Source organism: Kocuria sp. UCD-OTCP (assembly GCF_000349605.1).
GTDB lineage: Bacteria > Actinomycetota > Actinomycetes > Actinomycetales > Micrococcaceae > Kocuria > Kocuria rosea.
This window is the reverse complement of the sequence record NZ_AOSQ01000025.1, coordinates 18,354-36,971: the sequence shown is the minus strand read 5'-3', so window position 1 is coordinate 36,971 and position 18,618 is coordinate 18,354. Positions and strand designations below refer to the sequence as shown.

Below are 18,618 nucleotides of genomic sequence, written 5' to 3'. Positions count from 1 at the left end.
ATGTCCACTCCCACCGCACCCACCCCGGGCGACCGCCCCGGCCCCGACGGCACGGACCGCGCCCCCTGGGCCGCCGCCGCGGCCGCGCCGTCCGCCGGAACCCCGACCACCCTCCAGCCGACGGACACGCTGCGGCCTCCCGGCGCCGCACCCGGGGCTCCCCGGCCCCGCCGGCGCCGCCGCTCCGCCCGCGGCGGGTGGAAGCACCTCGCCGCGATCGCCGCGTGCGTCTTCGCCCTCTTCCCGCTGGTCTACGCCTTCTCGGCCTCGCTGTCCGCCTCGGGCTCCCTGCTCGGGTCCAACCAGCTGTTCTCGGACGTCACCGGCGCCAACTACACCAACCTGCTCAACGACCCGCAGAACCCCTACCTGACCTGGTTCGGGAACTCGCTGTTCGTCTCGGTCACCACGGCCGTGGGCACCGTGCTCATGGGTGCGGCCGCCGCCTACGCGTTCTCCCGGTTCCGCTTCCGCTCCCGCAAGGGCGGGCTGCTGGCACTGCTGGTCATCCAGATGTTCCCGCAGCTGCTGGCGTTCGTGGCGATCTTCCTGCTGCTGTTCGCGATCTCCGGGGTCTACCCGTTCATGGGCCTGAACTCCCGGCTGGGACTGGTGGCCGTCTACCTGGGCGGGGCGCTGGGCGCCAACACGTTCCTGATGTACGGCTTCTTCAACACCATCCCCAAGGACCTCGACGAGGCCGCGGAGATCGACGGCGCCTCGCACGCCCAGATCTACTGGACGATGATCCTGCCGCTGGTGACCCCCATCCTCGTGGTGGTCGGGATGCTGTCCTTCATCGCGTCCTTCTCGGACTTCCTGCTGGCCCAGATCGTGCTCCAGGACCCGGACAAGTACACGCTGGCCGTGGGGCTGTACCAGTTCGTCTCCGTGCAGTTCGGGGAGAACTGGGGCGTCTTCACCGCCGGGGCGATCCTGGCGGCGATCCCGGTGGTCGCGCTGTTCCTGTTCCTCCAGCGCTACATCGTCTCCGGGCTCACCGGCGGCGCCGTGAAGGGCTGACCACCCGCCCGCCACCTGCGCCGCACCCACCGGTCCGGCCCGGGGGACGGGCCCTGTCATGATGGGGCGGGACGGGCGACGGACAGAACGGGAGGTGGCACGCGGTGACGCTGGTGGACAACGTGGTGTACGTGGAGGGCCGGCGCACGTCGACCCCGGAGGACCTCGACGAGACCTACGCGGCGCTGCGCGGGCGCGGCGGGATGGCCTGGATCGGTCTCTACCGCCCCGAGCCGGCCGAGGTGCAGTCCGTGGCCGCGGAGTTCCGGCTGCACGACCTCGCGGTGGAGGACGCCCTGAAGGGCCACCAGCGCGCCAAGCTGGAGCGTTTCGGGGACACCCTCTTCGTGGTGCTGCGCCCGGCCCGCTACCTGGACGACGTGGAGAAGGTCGAGTTCGGGGAGCTGCACGTGTTCGTGGGCCGCGACTTCGTGGTCACGGTCCGCCACGCCGAGTCCCCCGACCTGGCGGCGGTCCGGCGCCGGCTGGAGGCCGCGCCGGAGCTGCTGGGCACGGGCCCGCAGGCGGTGCTGTACGGGATCCTGGACGAAGTGGTCGACGGCTACGCCCCCGTGGTCGCGGGACTCGAGAACGACATCGACGAGATCGAGGACGAGATCTTCGGCGCGGACCGGGACGTCTCCCGCCGCGTCTACGAGCTCTCCCGGGAGGTCATCGAGTTCCAGCGCGCCGTCCACCCGCTGGTGGCCATGCTGGAGGCCCTGCAGCACGGGGCGGAGAAGTACGGGCTCGACCTCGAGCTGCAGCAGCGGCTGCGGGACGTGCAGGACCACGCCATCCGGGTGGCCGAGCGCGCGGACGCGTTCCGGGTGCTCCTGCAGAACGCCCTCACGGTGCACGCGACCCTGGTGGGCCAGCGGCAGAACGACGAGATGCAGCGGCTCACCGAGTCGGCCCTGGCGCAGAGCGAGGAGGTCAAGCGGATCTCCTCCTGGGCCGCGATCCTCTTCGCCCCGACCCTGGTGGGCACGGTGTACGGGATGAACTTCGAGCACATGCCCGAGCTCGCGTGGACGCTGGGCTACCCGCTCGCGCTGCTGGCCATGCTGGGCATGGGGGTGGCCCTCTACGGGGTGTTCAAGTGGAAGCGGTGGCTCTGAGCGTCACCGGGCGACCTCCGCGGCGACCCTCCCGGCGACCTTCCCGGCGACCTTCCCGGTGGGCCCCTCAGATGCTGTTGCGCATCGCCCGGATCCCCACGGTCAGCCCCAGCGCGGCCAGCACGACCGCCGCGAGGGCCCCGGCGGCCACGGCCGGATCACCGAACTGGCCGTTGAACAGGGCCCGCTCGGCGTCGACCATGTAGGTGAGCGGGTTGAACCGCGAGAGCACCTGCATCCACCCCGGACCGGCCTCGAGCGGCAGGAGCATCCCGGAGAGCAGCATGAGCGGGAACAGCAGCCCCTGCTGCACGGTCCAGAACATCCAGTCCCGGTTCCGGGAGACGATGGCGAGGGCGTAGCTCAGCGCCCCGAGCCCCACCCCGAAGACCGCGAGGATCGCCAGGCCCACCACCATGCCGGGCAGGGACGGGCGGAAGCCGAAGAACGCGGCCACCCCGGAGAGCACCAGGGCCTGCAGGACCAGCGGCACCATCTCCTTGCACGCGCGCCCCACCATGAGCGCGGAGCGGGTCACCGGCGCCACGAGCATCCGCTCGTGCGCCCCGGACTGGATCTCGAACAGCAGGTTCGAGCCGGTCATCGCGGTGCCGAACAGCGCGATCATCACCACGATGCCCGGCACGAACCACTGGAACGCCTGGTCGAGGGGCCGCCCGGTCATCCCGCCCAGGAGCGGGCCGAAGAAGGCCAGGAACATCAGCGGCTGCATGAGCGAGAACACCAGGCTGAAGGGATCCCGGACCACGGGCCGGAGCTCGCGGACGAAGACGCTGACGGAGTCGTGGACGATCCCTGCCGGGCGGGCCCGGTCGGTGCCGCCGGGGGACTCGCGGGTGGTCGGAACGGCGGTCATCGGGGTGCTCCCACGCTCGTGGCCTCGGCGGCCGGGTCGGTCTCGGACGCGTCGGCCCGCTCCTCGCGCAGGCTCCGGCCGGTGAGCCGGAGGAAGACGTCGTCGAGGGTCGGGCGGGTCAGCTCGGCGGTCCGCACGGCGTGGCCGGCCCGGTCGAGCTCGCGCAGCAGGGCGGGCAGCACGCGCTCGCCGTGCTCGACCGCGACGACCACGCGGCCGCCGAGGGCTACGCCCTCGCCTCGGGCCGCGTGGGCGTCTGCATCGCGACCTCNGGCCAGGTCCGTCTTGAGCCGGGACGCGGTGTCGTCGGCGATGATCCGTCCCCGGTCCACGACCATGACCCGCTCGGCGAACTGGTCGGCCTCGTCGAGGTAGTGGGTGGTGAGGAACAGCGTGGTCCCGTAGCGGCGGCGCAGCTCGAGGATGTGCTCCCACAGGTGCGCACGGGACTGGGGGTCCAGCCCGGTCGTGGGCTCGTCGAGGAAGAGCAGCTGGGGGCCGGGGATCAGTCCCAGGGCGATGTCCACGCGGCGGCGCTGGCCGCCGGAGAGCTTCATCGTGGGCCGGCGGACGAGGTCGCCGAGGCCGAGCGCCTCCACGAGCTCGTCCACGCGGCGCCGCGTCTCCGCCCGGCTCAGCCCGTACAGGGCGCCCTGGCTGAGCAGCTCGTCGCGGACCCGCTGGTACTGCCCGGCCCCGTTCTTCTGCCCGATGTAGCCGATGCGGGCGCGCACCTCGGCCGGCTGCCGGGCGACGTCGAACCCGCACACGGTGGCGGTGCCGCCGGTGGGCCGCAGCAGCGTGGTGAGCATGCGCAGCGAGGTCGACTTGCCCGCGCCGTTGGGCCCGAGGAACGCGGTCAGCGTGCCGGGCGCCACGTCCATGGTCAGGTCGGCCACCGCTTCGACGGTCCGGCCGCCGGGCCCGCGGAAGCTCTTGCTCAGCCCGCGGGCGCTGATGATGGGTGGGGTGCTCATGGGTCCACGGTAGAGCGCATTCAGGCCACCAGCTGTCCGCAGGGGGGCATAGATTGCGGGTCATGTCCGATCCGACGTCGCGGGTGCTCCGGCTGCTGTCCCTGCTGCAGACCCACCGCTACTGGTCCGGGCCCGAGCTCGCCGAGCGGCTGACGGTCTCCGAGCGGACGCTGCGCCGGGACATCGACCGGCTGCGCGAGCTCGGCTACGAGGTCACGGCCCGCCCCGGCACGGCGGGCGGGTACCAGCTCGCCGGCGGCACCAGCATCCCGCCGCTGCTGCTCGACGACGACGAGGCCGTGGCCATCGCCGTGGGGCTGCGCACCGCCGCGGTGCACGGCGTCGGCGACGGCGAGCAGACGTCGCTGAGCGCCTTGGCCAAGGTCCAGCAGGTGCTGCCGCGGCACCTGCGCCGCCGGGTCGCCGCGCTGCAGGCGCACACCGTCCCGGTGGCCCGCACGGACGCGCACGTGGCCACCGAGGTCCTCGCCCAGCTCGCCCTGGCCTGCCGCGACCACGAGCGGGTGCGCTTCCGCTACGTCGATCGGCAGGGCCGGGAGAGCGCCCGGCTGGTCGAGCCGCACTCCCTGGTCCCGCGGGACCGGTGGTGGTACCTCGTGGCCTGGGACGCCGACCGCGCCGACTGGCGCACGTTCCGCATCGACCGGCTGCGGAGGCTGGCGGGCACCGCCGTGCGCGTCGCGCCGCGGGAGCTGCCCGCCGCGGACGCCGCCGAGTTCGTCCTGGCCGCCCACGGCGCGGACGCCGCGCGGCACGAGCTGACGGTGCGGATGACCGTGGGCCTGGACCGGGTCCGGGAGCACTTCGGGCCGTGGGCGGCCACGGCGGTGCAGGGTCCCGGGGACACCGTCGACTGGACCGTCACCGGCGGCTCCGTCCCGGAGCTGCTGATGGCGCTGCCCTGGATCCCGGCGGACGTGCCGTGGCGGCTGCTGTGCTCGGACGAGGTGGCCGAGGCCGTGCGCGGGTTCCGGGACCGCCTCGGCGACGCCCTGGACGGCCCGTCGCCCCCTGACTCCAGCGGGCCGGGGGCGGAGGCGGGGGAACCCAGCCCTTAGAGTCGTGGACGTGACCGTCCAGACCACCGCCCTCGACCCCGCGCGGGTCCGGCGCGCCCGGATCGCGGTGTCCGCGTTCTTCCTCACCAACGGCGCCCTCTACGCCAACCTGCTGCCGCGCCTGCCGGAGGTCAAGGACGCGTTCGGGCTCTCCAACACCCTCTACGGCCTGCTGGTCGTGGCGTTCCCGCTCGGGGCGATCCTCGTGGGCGCCCTCCCCGCCCGGGCGATCCGCCGCTTCGGCTCCGGCCGGGTGGCGGCCCTGGGCACCGTCCTGCTCTCCGTGTGCCTCGCGGCCGCCGGGGCCGGGGCGGGCCTGGGCGCCGGCACGGGGCTGGGCGCGGGGGTGTTCCTCGCGGCGATGTTCCTGGGCGGCGCCCTGGACGCCCACGTGGACACCGCCCAGAACGCCCAGGGGATGGAGGTCCAGCGCGCCCGCGGCCGCTCGATCATCAACTCCCTGCACGCCCTGTGGAGCCTGGGCGCCGTGGTCGGCGGGCTCATGGGCACCGCTGCGCTCGCCCTCGGCGTGCCCCTGGGGTGGCACCTGCCGGCGAGCGGGCTCGTGTGGAGCGCGGTCGCCCTCGTGGCGCTGCGCGCCGCGCTGAGCCCGGCCGAGGGGCAGGAGCTGCGCACGGTCAGCTCGGACGACCCGCCGCCGGAGGATCCGCTTCCGGACGGCACGACGACGACGGGCCTGGGCACCACCGGCTCCCGGCCGGACCCCGGCTCCGGGCCCGCCGGGACGGGGCGGCGGTCGGCGGGGCGCATCGTCGTCGTCAGCCTCCTGCCCGTGGCCGTGATCGCGATGGCCGGGGTGATGGTCGAGGACGCCGGGCAGAACTGGTCGGCCGTGTACCTGAACGCCGAGCTGGGCGCCCCACTGGCCACCGCGGGGCTCGGGCTCGTGGCGCTCATGGCGGCGCAGTTCGTGGGCCGGATGCTCGGCGACCCCATGACCGACCGCTGGGGCCGGGCCGCGGTGGTCCGCGCCGGGGCCGCCCTGAGCGCGACCGGGATGCTGCTCGTGGTCCTCGCCCCGGCGCCGGGCCCGGCCGTCGCGGGCTTCGCGCTGGCCGGCTTCGGCTGCGCCACGCTCGTGCCCGCGGCCTTCCACGCCGCCGACGACATCCCCGGGCTGCGGACCGGGACGGGCCTGGCCCTGGTCAGCTGGCTGATGCGGATCAGCTTCCTCGGCCTGTCCCCGGCCGTCGGGGTGCTCTCCGACGCCGTGGGGCTGCGGGCGGCGCTGCTCGTGGTCCCGGTCTTCGCGCTCGTCGCGGCCCTGATGGCCGGCGTCCTGCGGGAGCGCCGGACCCCCTGACCTGGGGCCCGCTGCTCTCCCGGCCGCCCCGCCCGCCGAGTCCCCACCTCGCAGCCACCCACTCTGCCGAGCCCCCACGTTGTGCGCCGGGTCCCCAACAAAGTCCTGGGGATCCGGCGAGCGACGGGGGACTCGGCGCTCGGGGTGAGCGGAGGGTGGGGACTCAGCGGAGCGGACCGGGGCTCTCCCGAGCCGACGGTCCCCGGCTATCCTGGAGCGACCATGTTCCACCACTTCTTCCTCTGACGGGTTCCGGATCCCGCCGCGCGTCCGCCGCGGCGGTCCGTCGTCCTGCCCACCCGTCCCCTCGTCAGGAGCCCCGGCCGTCCGGCCGCGCGCGGCTCCGCATCCCGGAGGAAGCATGTCCGCCGTTCCCGTCCACCGTCCCGCCGTGCCCGCGGGCGAGCACGCCCAGCTGACCGCCACCGGGATCCGCCTGGTCCGCGGCTCCCGCACCGTCCTGGACGGGCTCGACCTCACGATCACCCCCACCACCCGCCTCGGCGTGGTGGGGGAGAACGGCCGCGGCAAGACCTCGCTGCTGGAGGTGCTCTCGGGCGCCCTCCTCCCGGACGCCGGCACCGTCCGCCGCACCGGCACGCTCGCCGTGGTCGACCAGGAGCTGCCCGTGCCGCCCGAGGGCACCGTGGGGGACCTCCTGGACCTCGAGCTCACCGCCGAGCACACCGCGGTGGCGCAGGTCGAGGCCGCCGCCCGCGCCCTCGCCGCGGACCGGCCGGGCGCCCCGGAGCAGTACGCACAGGCGCTGGCGGTCGCCCAGGCCCTCGACGCCTGGGACGCCGACCGGCGGGTGGACCTCGCCCTGCAGGCCCTGCACGCCGTGACCGACCGCTCCCGGGTGCTCGGCACCCTCTCGGTGGGCCAGCGCTACCGGGTGCGCCTGGCCTGCCTGCTCGGCACCGTCCACGACCTCCTGCTGCTGGACGAGCCCACCAACCACCTCGACGCCGCGGGGCTGGCCCACCTGGGGGCGGCGCTGCGCGAGTTCCGCGGCGGCGTGGTCCTGGTCAGCCACGACCGGCGGCTGCTGGGCCAGGTCGTGGACACCGTCCTGGACCTGGACCCCAGCCGGGACGGCCGCCCGCGGTGGTACGGGGGCGGGGTGGCGGGCTGGCGCGCCGGCCGGACCGCCGAGCGCTCGCGGTGGATCCACGACCACCGGGAGCAGCAGGCCGAGCACGCCCGGCTGGCCGGGAACCTCCAGCGCGCCCGCTCCCGCCTGGTCGACGGATGGCGCCCGGACAAGGGCACCGGCAAGCACACCCGCGCCACCCGCGCCCCGGGGCTCGTCCGCTCGGTGCACCGCCGGCAGGAGGACCTCGAGCGGCACCGCGTGGACGTCCCCGAGCCCCCGCTGGAGCTGTCGGTGCCGGAGCTGCCGGCGCTGCCCGGCGTCGAGCTGGTGCGCGCCGAGGGCGTCGCGGTCACGGGCCGGCTGCTCCGGCCCGTCGACGTGCTGCTGGAGTCCGGGGACCGGCTGGTCGTCGCAGGCCCCAACGGGGCGGGCAAGTCCACCCTGCTGCAGGTGCTCGCCGGTGCGCTGGCTCCCGACGCGGGGCGGCGCACCGCCGCCCCCGGGGCGCGGATCGGCCACCTGCTGCAGGACGGGGTCCGGCACGGGGCGCGCTCGGCCCAGGAGGTCTACGAGCAGGAGCTCGTCCGGCTCGTGCTCGCGGACCGGCTGGCCGAGCACGAGGTGGCCCCCCTGGAGTCCCTGGGGCTGCTGGCGGCGCGGGACCGCGGACGGCCCGTGGCGGAGCTGTCGGCCGGGCAGCGGCGGCGCCTCGAGCTGGCCGTGGTGCTGGCGTCCCGGCCGCACGTGCTGCTGCTGGACGAACCGACCAACCACCTCTCGATCGCCCTCGTGGACGAGCTCACCGAGGCCCTCGCCGCCACGGCCGCGGCCGTGGTGCTGACCACCCACGACCGGCAGCTCCTGCGGGACACGAAGGGCTGGTCGCGGCTGACGCTGTGACGGTCCCGCCGTGGGCAAGAGTCGGCCCCGGACCGCGGAGCAGAGGGTCGGTCGGACGTCGTCACAGAGGGGCGCGGAGGCGTCACACCTCTTGCTCCCGCATACCCCCTGGGGTGTGTTGTGATCGGCGTCACCGCAGACCGTCGAGCCGAGCGACCCCGCCGGGCCGCTCCTCCCAGGATGGAGAACGGATCATGCACCAGAGACTGATCGTCCCGGCCGCCGCGGTGCTCCTCGTGACGGCCGTCAGCGCCTGCGGTCCGCAGGCTTCCCCGCCGACCGGGGACGGCACCGTCCCGACGTCGAGCCCGTCGAGCTCGGCGACGACGAGCCCCGCGTCGCCGGGCCCGACCGCGACGGGCCCGGCGACGCAGCCCGGAACGGCGCCCGCCCCGGGCGCTGCCGGGGCGGTCCCCTCGGTGTCGACTCCTCCGGCCCCGGCCGACCCCGTGGCCGCGGCCGCGTGGGAGGCCCTGATGTCCCCCGAGGGCGAGTACGCCGCCTCGGCGCAGTACCGGGCGGTCGTCGACGAGTTCGGACCCGTCGAGCCGTACGCGAGCATCCAGGCCGCCGAGGAGCAGCACGTCGACGCCCTGACCCGCCAGCTGGAGCGGCTCGGCGTCACGGTCCCGCCGAACCCCTACACCGGGCGGATTTCCGCGCCCACCGACCTCGAGGCCGCCGCCACCGCCTGGGCGGCTTGGGAGACCCACAACATCGCGCTCTACGACCGGCTGCTGGAGGAGGTCCGCGGGGACGAACCCCTGACCCGCGTCTTCACCAACCTGCGCAGCGCCTCCCAGGAGATCCACCTGCCGACGTTCGAGGCCGCGGCGGCCAACGGGGGCCGGCTCACCCCGGAGCAGATGCGGGACCTGGGCCACGGCTGACCCGTCGCTCCTCCTGCGGGAGGAGTGCGCCGCGGCCGCCCGCGGGCCGTCCGCCGCCTCCCGCGCGGATCGGCTCCGGGCGGACTCGTCCCGTCCGGTCGGGACTGACCTCCCCCGGAGACCGTGCCCGCCCCTAGACTGCCGAGCAGGGGGCGCGTGAGCCGCGTCACCGCACCGGGAGTGCCGAGGAGGACACCATGAGGATCCGCGCCGCAGTCGTCGAGGGCATCGGGGCCCCGTTCGAGCTGGAGGACGTCGAGCTCGCCGAGCCCGGCCGCGGGGAGGTGCTGGTCCGGATCGTCGCGACCGGGGTCTGCCACACCGACGCCATCACCCGTGCGGGCGACATGCCGCTGCCGCTGCCGGGGATCCTGGGCCACGAGGGCGCGGGGATCGTGGAACGGGTCGGCGAGGGCGTCGGCGCCGTCGTGCCCGGCGACCGGGTGGTCATCGGGTGGCCCTCGTGCGGAGCGTGCCGCAACTGCCTGGACGGGCAGCCCCGCTACTGCGCCCGGACCGGGGAGGCTCTCGTCTCGGGCCGCCGCTTCCGGGGTGAGGACGCAGGGACCTCGGCCTACACACGGGCGGACGGCTCGGAGGTCTCCGGGCACTTCTTCGGCCAGTCGTCCTTCGCGACCCACTCGATCGTCCTCGCCGACGCCCTCGTGAAGGCGCCCGACGACGTGCCGCTCGAGCTGCTCGGACCCCTGGCCTGCGGGCTGGGCACGGGCGCCGGCGCGGTGCTCAACGAGGCCCGACCGGAGCCGGGCTCGTCCCTGGTGGTCTTCGGCGTCGGGGCCGTGGGACTGGCCGCGATCATGGCCGCCCGCTGCACCGCCGCCACCACGGTCGTCGCCGTGGACCTGCACGACTCCCGGCTCGAGCTGGCCACCCGCTACGGGGCCACCCACGTCATCAACTCCCGGGACACGGACGTGGTCGCGGAGGTCGCCCGGATCACGGGCGGCTCCGCCGACTACGCCTTCGAGTGCACCGGGGTGGTCCCCGTCGTGGAGCAGGCCGCGGACTGCGTGGGCATGCTGGGCACGCTCGTGCTCATCGGCGGCGCGCCCGCCCAGGCGCGCTTCAGCCTCGACCACATGCACGCGCTGTGGGGCAAGCGGATCGTCGGGGTCCTGGGCGGCGGCAGCCGCAGCGGGAAATTCATCCCCGCCCTGATCGACCTCCACCGGCAGGGGCGGTTCCCGTTCGACGAGCTGGTGCGCTTCTACGAGCTCGACGAGATCGAACAGGCCCTCGCCGACAGCGGGTCCGGCGACGTGGTCAAGCCCGTCATCCGCATGCCCCGGTGACGCGGCGCCTCCACCGCCGCGGCGGGTCCGGCGGGCACGGGCACCCGGTTCAGTCGATCCGCAGCTCGTGGACGCCGCGCTCGAGGCCGCGCTCCACCGCGGCGATGACGTCGTCCACGTTGTGCCCCGGCGGCAGCCGGGGCGGCAGGCCGGTGAGCGCCCGGTCCACGAGCCCGGTGTCCATGTGCGGCAGCCGGGCGTCCATCACCGCGATCCGACGACGGCGCAGCTCCCGCCGCAGCGACCCCAGCCACGAGGCCATGGCCGCCTTGCTGGCGGCGTAGCCGGCCATCCCGGCCAGCGGCAGCTCCGCGACCACACCGGTGAGGACCGCGATCGCGCCGCCGTCCGCGACGTGGGGCAGGGCCGCCCGGATGACGGCCATGGGGCCGAGGGCGTTGACCTCGAACAGCTCCTCCACGACGGCCTCGTCCTCGTCGGCCGCGGGGCCGAACGCGGCGACCCCGGTGGCGATCACCACGGCGTCGAGCCCGCCGAGCTCCTCGGCCGCGCGGCGCACCACCTCCGCCGCCTCGTCGTGGTCCACGAGGTCGAGGGCGTGGGCCGCGCGCAGGCCGAGACCGCGCCGCAGCTCCTCCGCGGCGGAGGCGGAGCGGCCCGTTACCACGATGTCGGTGGTGCGCTCGCTCAGCCGTTCGCACAGCCGCCGTCCGAGGACGCCGGTCGCCCCCACCACGAGGATCCTCGCGCCGTTCAGGTCCATGGCCCCACTCCTGTCCCCGGTGCGACCCCGGAGCGGGCCGTGCCCCGAGCGTACCCAGGCTCTCCGACAGCGCCCAGCAATTTGCGATCCCACAACGATCGCCGGGCACCCGCCGCCCGCCGTTGCCGACCGCGAACCGGGCGGCGTAGCCTGCAGTCCTCGGAGCCGGGCCGGGCGCACGCCCGGGGCGCTGGTGCTCCGCGATCGGGGGGCCGTCCACATGTCACCGACCACGTCACGACCGACCCGGGCGCTGGGCGCGGCCGCCGCGGCCCTGCTCATCCTGGCCTCCTGCGGCACCCCGTCCGGAGGGGACCCCTCCGCCGAGGGCACGAGCCCGGCCGCGTCGCCGGCCGCCACGGCGGCGGAGTCCCCGACGGCCACGGAACCAGCCACAGAACCAGCCACGGAGAGGCCGTCGCCGACCGCCGAGAACCCGACGGCCGGTCCGACGGAGGCCCCGACCAGCACGCCCACCGCGAGCCCGACGGCGAGTCCGACTGGGGCTCCCGCGGAGCTCGTGACCTACTCCGGCACGGCCGCGGACGCCGCCTTCGCCTTCGAGCTGCCCGCGACGTGGAGCGTGGACGGGGACTTCTCGGACGTCGGCGGCACGGTGACGGTGCTCGGGCCGGACGGTGCTCCCGTCGGCCACCTGTCGGTCCTCATCGCCTGGGGCGCCGAGTGCGGCCCCGACTGCTCGATGCCGCCGGTGGCCCACCTCGGGGACGTCCCGGGGAGCGTGCCGCTGTCCAGCAGCGGGGAGTTCGTGGTGCGCTCCGTGGCCATGGACCTGACGTCCTCGCCGGAGCTGCGCAACGCGTACGGCTGGCCGGACGCCGTGCGGCTCGTGACCTCGCTGACCGATGCGGACGCCCCTCCGCCCACCACGATGCTGCCGCACGTCCTGTACGGCCTGGGGCTGGTCGAGACCGGGGTGGTCGCGCCCAACGGCATCACCTACCGGACGGTGATCTTCAGCTCGGTCCACGACTTCCCCACGCTCGAGGCCGCCCGGGAGTACGCCGGATCGGAGCAGCACCGGCAGGTCGAGGCGATGATCGCCTCCTTCCGCGCCTGAGTGCTCGAGAGGCCGTCCCGGGCGCCGTGGACCACGTCGTGCCAGGGGCGAGGCGGCGCGGATGCTGCTACGCGGAGTCGTCGAGGGGGGCGTACCCCATGCGCCGGCTGACCCGCAGGCCGGCCTCCTTGAGGTCCTCGACCAGGTCGGCCATGTGCTGCTCCGTGAACCGGAACGCCGGTCCCGAGACGCTGATCGAGGCGATGACCGTGCCGAGATGGTCCCGCACGGGCACGGCGACGGAGTTCAGCCCGATCTCGAACTCCTCGCACACGGTGGCGTAGCCCCGGGCGACCACGTCGATCAGCTGTCGCTCCAGCTGCTCCCTCGACGTGATCGTGCGCGCGGTGAGGGCCGGCATGCCCTGGTCGCGGAGGACGTGGGCCCTCTCGTCGGACGGCAGCCCCGACAGCAGCACCTTCCCGCTGGCGGTGGCGTGCAGGGGGGTCAGGCTCCCGATCCAGTCGTGGGTCGCGACCGAGGAGGGGCCCATCTCCTGGTCCACGTTGACGGCGTGGCCCTCCCGCAGGACCGCCAGGTTGACCGTCTCGGAGTGGGTCCGGGCCAGGCCGCGGACCTCGTCGCGCGCCTCGGCCACCACGCTCAGCCGGCCGGGGATCGCGTGCGCCAGCCGAAGGATGCCGAACCCGAGCTGATACGGGCTGCCGTCGCTCGGGTGGTGCACCAGGCCCCGGGACTCCAGGGCGCCGAGCAGCCTCGACGCGGTGGACTTGTGCACGCCCAGCTCCGCGGCCACCTCGGTCACCGTCGAACCGCCGGTCCGGGCGAGGACCTCGAGCACCGTGATGGCCCGGTCCACGGACTGCACGCCCCCCGGGGTGACCCCGTCCGTGCCGGGCTGCTCCTTGGCGGCGTCGGGGGCGGTCGGGGGTCTGGGGCCGGGGGAGGACATGACTCCATGGTAGTCAATCGTCATTGTCGCCCTCCGTCCGCTCCGCCCGCTCCACCCCGGCCCGCCGGGGTGGAGCGGCCCGGGCGCCCGGTAACGTGCCGTGCGGGCCGGGCGCGTCCCGGACCGTCCCGCGGCGTCATGGGCGGGCCGCCTTCTTCTTCCGGACCTGGCCGTTCTCCTGGCCCTTCACCCGGGCGTAGATCGGCTGACCGGCGGCCGTGGCGTCCACGGCCTGGATCTGGCCCGTGGGCGGATCCGTGCTCTCCTGGGTGACCAGGGTGAACTTCTGGTGCCCGTACTCGTCCACAGCGGTGCGGATGGCGCGGCGCACCACGGAGTCGGACAGCCGCTGGCGCAGCCACATCGGGTCGGCGCGCAGGTCGCGGGTCAGGGCGATGCACAGGACGCACATCACGAGGACGAACGGCAGCGCGGCGACGATGGTGAGCCGCTGCAGACCCCCCAGCGCCTCCGCGGGGGTGTCACCGCCGGCCAGGAGCATGACGGCCGCGACCCCGCCCATCAGCACGCCCCAGAAGATCACGACGGGCTTCGACGGCTCGAGACTGCCCCGGGAGCTGAGGGAGCCCATCACGATGGACGCCGAGTCGGCACCGGTGACGAAGAAGATGGCGGTGAGCACCATGGCCAGCACCGCCAGGCCGATGGTCAGCGCCTGCGGCGTGCCGAGGCTGTTGAACATGTCGTAGATCGCGCCGTCGAAGGAGATGGTGGGGACGCCGTCGACGACCGTGGCGATCCCGTCGCCGGGGTCGGGGGTCGCGTTCGCCGTCCGCTGGATGTGGATGGCGCTGCCGCCGAAGACGGCGAACCACAGCAGGGACACCAGGGAGGGCACCAGCAGCACGCCGGTGACGAACTGGCGGATGGTGCGACCGCGGCTGATGCGAGCGATGAACATGCCCACGAACGGCGTCCAGGAGATCCACCAGGCCCAGTAGAAGATCGTCCAGCTGGACAGCCACGCGCGCATGTCCTCGCCGCCGGAGGCCTCGGTGCGGGCGGCCATCTCCGGCAGCTGCTGGAGGTAGGAGCCGATCGCGTTGGGGATGAGGTTGAGGATGAACAGGGTGGGCCCCACGACGAAGACGATGAGGGCCATGACCACCGCGAGCACCATGTTGGTGTTGGCCAGGAACTGGATGCCGCGCTCGATGCCCGACACCGCCGAGGCCACGAAGCAGAACGTGAGCACCGCGATGATCAGCACGAGCATCGGGGTGGCCACCTCGCCCACCACGCCGTTGAACTGCAGGCCGCTGCCGATCTGGAGGGCGCCCAGCCCGAGCGAGGCCGCGGAGCCGAAGAGCGTGGCGAAGATGGCCAGGATGTTGATGATCTTGCCGCCGGCGCCGTCGACCGCCCGCCGCCCGAAGAGGGACACGAACGCCTCGGAGAGCAGGTTCTTGCGGCCCAGCCGGAAGGTGCCGTAGGCGATGGCGATGCCGAGCACCGCGTACATGGCCCAGGGGTGCAGCGTCCAGTGGAACAGCGACGTGGCCATGGCCGTCTCGACGGCTTCGGCCGTGCCGGCGTCGACCGTGGCCGGCGGCGGGGAGATGTAGTAGTAGAGGGGCTCGGCGACGCCGTAGAACATCAGGCCGATGCCCATGCCGCAGGCGAACATCATGGAGATCCACGAGACGGTCCTGAACTCGGGCCGTTCGCCGTCCTTGCCCAGCGGGATGTTGCCGAACCGGCCCAGGGCCAGCCACAGGACGTAGGCGACGAACAGGGAGGACAGCAGCACGAAGATCCACCCGGTGTTCTCCAGGACCCACCCGAGCGCCGCGGTCGAGACGGTGGACAGGTTCTCCGTGCCGACGAAGCCCCAGACCACGAAGGCGACGACCAGGGCGCCGGTCACACCGAAGATCACCTTGTCCAGGCCCCGGGGCTCTCCCTGGAGCGCGCTGCGCCGTTCCTGGACCCCCTCCCTGAGCTCGCCGAGGATCTGGGTCTCCTCGGCCTCCGCCTCGTGGAGGTGCGTCGTGTCGTCGACGGGACAGGCCGGCGGGGCCTCCGCGTCCGACGACGGAACCAGTGGTGGATTCTCAGTGCTCATCGTGATCCCCTCCCGGGAACAGGTGCTGCGGCCCGGTCCCGGAGGACCGGGGTGGCGCCGTCCCGACGACGTCGCCGACCTTGTCGGTGATCCAGTCGTGGAAGGCGCCGATGTGGTGCTCGGAGGGGACGAGGACCCCGCCCTTGGCGTAGATCTTGGAGTTCATGGCGGGCTGGCAGCGTTCGCAGGCGTCGAAGTCCTGCTGGTTGACGCGGTGGAAGAGCTCCACGGAGGTGGAGACGTCCTTGCCGGAGTCCACGACCGAGGGGAGGTAGAGCCAGTCGCACTCCACGACGGTGTGGTCCGGAGCCAGCGGGAACATGCGGTGGATGATGACGTGGTCGGGGACGAGGTTGACGAACACGGTGGGCTTGACGGTGATGGCGTAGTAGCGGCGGTCGTGGTCGTCGTCGACGCCGGGGAGCTTGTCGAGGCCCTCGGAGCCGTCGATGGTGAAGCCGCGCACGTCGTCGCCGAACTCGGCGCCGTGGCCGACGAAGTACTGGGCGGCGAGGCCGTCGGCGAACTCGGGCAGCACCTCCGTGAGCTCGGGGTGGATGGTGGCGCAGTGGTAGCACTCCATGAAGTTCTCGATGATGAGCTTCCAGTTGGCCTTCACGTCGTAGGTGATCCGCCGGCCCAGGGAGAGGTTGGCGATGTCGTAGCCCTCGATGGCCTGGGTGTCCCCGAGGCGCTCCTGGATGTCGCCCATGACGTCCTCCTCGAAGGACGGAGGGTTCTCGGCCAGGCAGACCCAGACGTAGCCGAGGTACTCGCGGACCGGGATGGTGACCAGGCCGTACTCCTGGCGGTCGATGTCGGGCATCTTGGTGAGGTTGGGGGCGGCGATGAGCTTGCCGTCGAAGTCGTAGGTCCAGGCGTGGTACGGGCACTGGAAGGAGCGCGCGGCTTCGCCGGCGTCCTCCATGCACAGCTTCACGCCGCGGTGGCGGCAGATGTTGTAGAACGCCCGGATGCCGTGCTTCCGGTTGCGGGTGATGATGATGGACTCCCGCCCGACCTGGACGGTGCGGAAGGCTCCGGGCTTGTCCAGGTCGGCGGCGCGCACGGCGCAGAACCACATCTGCTCGAAGATGCGCTCCTGCTCGGCGCGGAAGACTGCCTCGTCCACGTAGGTGGAGCCGGGCAGGGTGGAGATCAGGGACTCCGAGACAACGTTGATCGACAACACGAACTCCTGGGTTCGGACAGTGCGCAGAGCGCGGGGTGGGAGAGGGAGGAGGAGTGGCAGGGCTGCGTGGGCGGTCAGGCCGCGAGCGACTGGACCGCGGCGACGGCGAGCTTCTCGAGGGTCTTGCGCCAGCGGCAGAAGAGCCTCGTCTGGTTCCAGGCGAGCACGGCGACCGGCTCGTCCCCGGCGTAGTAGACGGCGAGCAGGGAGTCCTGGTCCGGGCCGCCGTGCTCGTAGGCCACGCGGTCGGCGCGGGAGGCGTCGCCGGCGAACTGCAGGCGGGTGCCGTACTGGTCGGACCAGAAGTAGGGGGGCTTGACGGCGGGCAGCCCGGCCGGGTCGGCGCCCAGCAGGGCGCCCACGGCCACCGCCGGGCGCTCGGCGGCCCCGGTCCAGTGCTCCACCCGGTGGTGGCGGCCGGTGCCCGGCTCCCACCACGCGGCGCAGTCGCCCACGGCGACGACCCCGGGGATGCTGGTGGCCCCGACGGCGTCGCACAGCACGCCGTTGCACAGCTCGATCCCGGAGCCCTCCAGCCAGGCGGTGTTCGGCGCCGCGCCGATGCCCACGACCACCACGTCGGCGGGCAGCACCCGGCCGCCGGCCAGGCGCACCGCGCTGACCGACCCGCCGGTGAACTCGAACTCCTCGATGTCGACGCCGCAGATCAGCTCCACGCCGGCGCGTTCGTGCAGCCCGGCGACCACCCCGCCCAGCTCGGTGCCCAGCGGGCCGCACAGGGGGGTGGGGGACTTCTCCAGCACCGTGACGTCCAGACCGAGGGCGTGGGCGGTGGAGGCGACCTCCGCGCCGATGAAGCCGGCGCCCACGACCACGAGCCGCCGCCCGGCAGCCAGCAGCCCGCGGAGCCTCTGCGCGTCGGCGACGGTGCGCAGGCTCACCACGTTCGCGCTCCCGGCGAGCTGCGGCAGCGACCGGGGCGAGGCCCCGGTGGCGATCACCAGGCCGTCGGCGCGCACCGACCGCCCGTCCTCCAGGTGCACCAGGCGGGTGGTCGCGTCGAAGGACACCGCCCGGGTCCCGAGGATCCACTCGGCCTCCAGGGCCTCGTCGTCGGTCTCCAGGGCCAGGTCCTCGAGCTCGATCCGGCCGGCGAGGAAGTCCTTGGACAGCGGTGGGCGGTCGTAGGGGCGCTGGGGATCATCACCGATGATCACCAGTCGTCCGGCGAACCCGAGGTTCCGGGCGGCCCGGGCGGCGGACAGGCCCGCCAGCGACGCTCCGACAATGACGAGGGACTCCATGAGGGACCCCTTTCAGATCTTCGTCCTGAATGACCCGGAGCAAGGGCGGGGAGGTCCGAGGTCCGGACGTCCTGTGCGCTTCGTGCAACACGGCTCACAATGTGAGAATCAGCGTGAACCTCGTCACCGGCCCCGTCAAGGGGTCCGGCGAATTCGACCCGGGGAATTTACATTGCGTCCCCGTGCGGCCCCGCGCGGGTTCCGGGTGGGCCCCGGCTCTTGACAGGGTTCGGTGGAAGTCCTCACGATGTTGCACATTGCAACACTTGTTGCTCATCGTGAGGCAGTGCGGTCGAGGTGGCAACGCTCGGCACAGCAGGCCCGAGCCACCTCAGGAAAGGATCCGCTCCGATGCACCAGGCCTGCCCCCTCAAGGACCTCGCCCCCGGTGACGCCCTGCGCCTCGACACCGTCCCGCCCATCGCCGTCTTCCACACGGAGGAGGGCGAGCTGTTCGCCATCGACGACACCTGCACCCACCAGGACGCCTCGCTCGCCGACGGCTGGGTGGAGAGGTGCGAGGTGGAGTGCCCGCTGCACGCGTCCAAGTTCGACCTGCGCACCGGCGCGGTGGACGCCCCTCCGGCCAAGCTGCCGGTGCGGGCCCACGAGGTGAGCGTCGTGGACGGCATCATCATGGTCGAGGAGTCGTCCGAGGCACCGAACCTGCCGCCCGGTCTCACCGTCAACGGCCACGAGTCCCGGCCGAGCTGAACCCGGCCGAGCCCCCGCACGACATCCGCAGGTCAGGAGAACC

General features: G+C 73.6%; 16 protein-coding genes. 9 read left to right on the top strand and 7 right to left on the bottom strand.

Translation table 11 applies throughout. From position 1 onward, the window contains the following. On the top strand, window positions 1–1,023 hold the full coding sequence (locus H488_RS28370) for a sugar ABC transporter permease (RefSeq protein WP_017833562.1): 1,023 nt from the start codon (window positions 1–3) through the stop codon (window positions 1,021–1,023). A gap of 104 nt (window positions 1,024–1,127) precedes the next feature. Continuing rightward, window positions 1,128–2,144: a magnesium and cobalt transport protein CorA gene (locus tag H488_RS28365; RefSeq protein ID WP_017833561.1), complete on the top strand. Its 1,017-nt coding sequence runs from the start codon at window positions 1,128–1,130 to the stop codon at window positions 2,142–2,144. 67 nt (window positions 2,145–2,211) lie between these two features. Here the strand turns inward: H488_RS28365 and H488_RS28360 are convergent, their stop codons facing one another. Next, the gene (locus H488_RS28360; RefSeq protein ID WP_017833560.1) at window positions 2,212–3,021 is read right to left on the bottom strand and encodes an ABC transporter permease; all 810 of its coding nucleotides are present in this window, start codon (window positions 3,019–3,021) and stop codon (window positions 2,212–2,214) included. Next, on the bottom strand, window positions 3,018–3,905 hold the full coding sequence (locus H488_RS28355) for an ATP-binding cassette domain-containing protein (RefSeq protein ID WP_441295101.1): 888 nt from the start codon (window positions 3,903–3,905) through the stop codon (window positions 3,018–3,020). Before H488_RS28355 ends, H488_RS28360 begins: the two co-directional genes overlap by 4 nt. A gap of 155 nt (window positions 3,906–4,060) precedes the next feature. Here H488_RS28355 and H488_RS28350 point away from each other — a divergent pair, with 155 nt between their 5' ends. The 5 genes from H488_RS28350 to H488_RS28330 all read left to right on the top strand — a co-directional run bounded on the left by H488_RS28350 (window position 4,061) and on the right by H488_RS28330 (window position 10,600). Further along, on the top strand, window positions 4,061–5,077 hold the full coding sequence (locus H488_RS28350) for a helix-turn-helix transcriptional regulator (protein WP_017833558.1): 1,017 nt from the start codon (window positions 4,061–4,063) through the stop codon (window positions 5,075–5,077). Window positions 5,078–5,087: 10 nt separating this feature from the next. Further along, complete coding sequence (locus H488_RS28345; protein WP_051063779.1) at window positions 5,088–6,401, top strand: MFS transporter; 1,314 nt, start codon at window positions 5,088–5,090, stop codon at window positions 6,399–6,401. Window positions 6,402–6,762: 361 nt separating this feature from the next. Next, complete coding sequence (locus tag H488_RS28340; protein WP_017833556.1) at window positions 6,763–8,397, top strand: ATP-binding cassette domain-containing protein; 1,635 nt, start codon at window positions 6,763–6,765, stop codon at window positions 8,395–8,397. Window positions 8,398–8,591: 194 nt separating this feature from the next. Then, a complete protein-coding gene (locus H488_RS36100) occupies window positions 8,592–9,287 on the top strand; it encodes a hypothetical protein (RefSeq protein WP_017833555.1) in 696 nt (231 codons plus the stop codon). Window positions 9,288–9,484: 197 nt separating this feature from the next. After that, entirely contained in the window at window positions 9,485–10,600 is a 1,116-nt protein-coding gene (locus tag H488_RS28330) for an NAD(P)-dependent alcohol dehydrogenase (RefSeq protein WP_017833554.1), read from the top strand. A gap of 49 nt (window positions 10,601–10,649) precedes the next feature. Here the strand turns inward: H488_RS28330 and H488_RS28325 are convergent, their stop codons facing one another. After that, window positions 10,650–11,324, bottom strand: coding sequence for an SDR family NAD(P)-dependent oxidoreductase (locus H488_RS28325; protein ID WP_017833553.1), 675 nt, complete (start codon window positions 11,322–11,324; stop codon window positions 10,650–10,652). Between the two features lie 520 nt (window positions 11,325–11,844). On the opposite strand from H488_RS28325, the gene H488_RS28320 reads away from it, so the two are divergent. After that, window positions 11,845–12,405 carry a hypothetical protein gene (locus H488_RS28320; RefSeq protein ID WP_017833552.1) on the top strand — a complete coding sequence of 187 codons (561 nt, stop codon included), beginning with the start codon at window positions 11,845–11,847 and terminating at the stop codon, window positions 12,403–12,405. Window positions 12,406–12,472: 67 nt separating this feature from the next. On the opposite strand, the gene H488_RS28315 is transcribed toward H488_RS28320, so the two are convergent. From H488_RS28315 to H488_RS28300, 4 genes are all read right to left on the bottom strand, one after another. Further along, on the bottom strand, window positions 12,473–13,318 hold the full coding sequence (locus H488_RS28315; protein ID WP_017833551.1) for an IclR family transcriptional regulator: 846 nt from the start codon (window positions 13,316–13,318) through the stop codon (window positions 12,473–12,475). A gap of 136 nt (window positions 13,319–13,454) precedes the next feature. Then, window positions 13,455–15,404 carry a BCCT family transporter gene (locus tag H488_RS28310; protein ID WP_017833550.1) on the bottom strand — a complete coding sequence of 650 codons (1,950 nt, stop codon included), beginning with the start codon at window positions 15,402–15,404 and terminating at the stop codon, window positions 13,455–13,457. After that, window positions 15,394–16,593 (bottom strand): aromatic ring-hydroxylating oxygenase subunit alpha, encoded by a 1,200-nt coding sequence (locus H488_RS28305; RefSeq protein WP_017833549.1) that lies wholly within the window; start codon window positions 16,591–16,593, stop codon window positions 15,394–15,396. Before H488_RS28305 ends, H488_RS28310 begins: the two co-directional genes overlap by 11 nt. 77 nt (window positions 16,594–16,670) lie before the next feature. Further along, window positions 16,671–17,861 carry an NAD(P)/FAD-dependent oxidoreductase gene (locus H488_RS28300; RefSeq protein ID WP_017833548.1) on the bottom strand — a complete coding sequence of 397 codons (1,191 nt, stop codon included), beginning with the start codon at window positions 17,859–17,861 and terminating at the stop codon, window positions 16,671–16,673. A 351-nt stretch (window positions 17,862–18,212) separates the two neighbouring features. Between H488_RS28300 and H488_RS28295 the strand changes: the two genes are divergently transcribed. After that, window positions 18,213–18,575: a bifunctional 3-phenylpropionate/cinnamic acid dioxygenase ferredoxin subunit gene (locus H488_RS28295; protein ID WP_017833547.1), complete on the top strand. Its 363-nt coding sequence runs from the start codon at window positions 18,213–18,215 to the stop codon at window positions 18,573–18,575. Window positions 18,576–18,618: the final 43 nt, after the last annotated feature.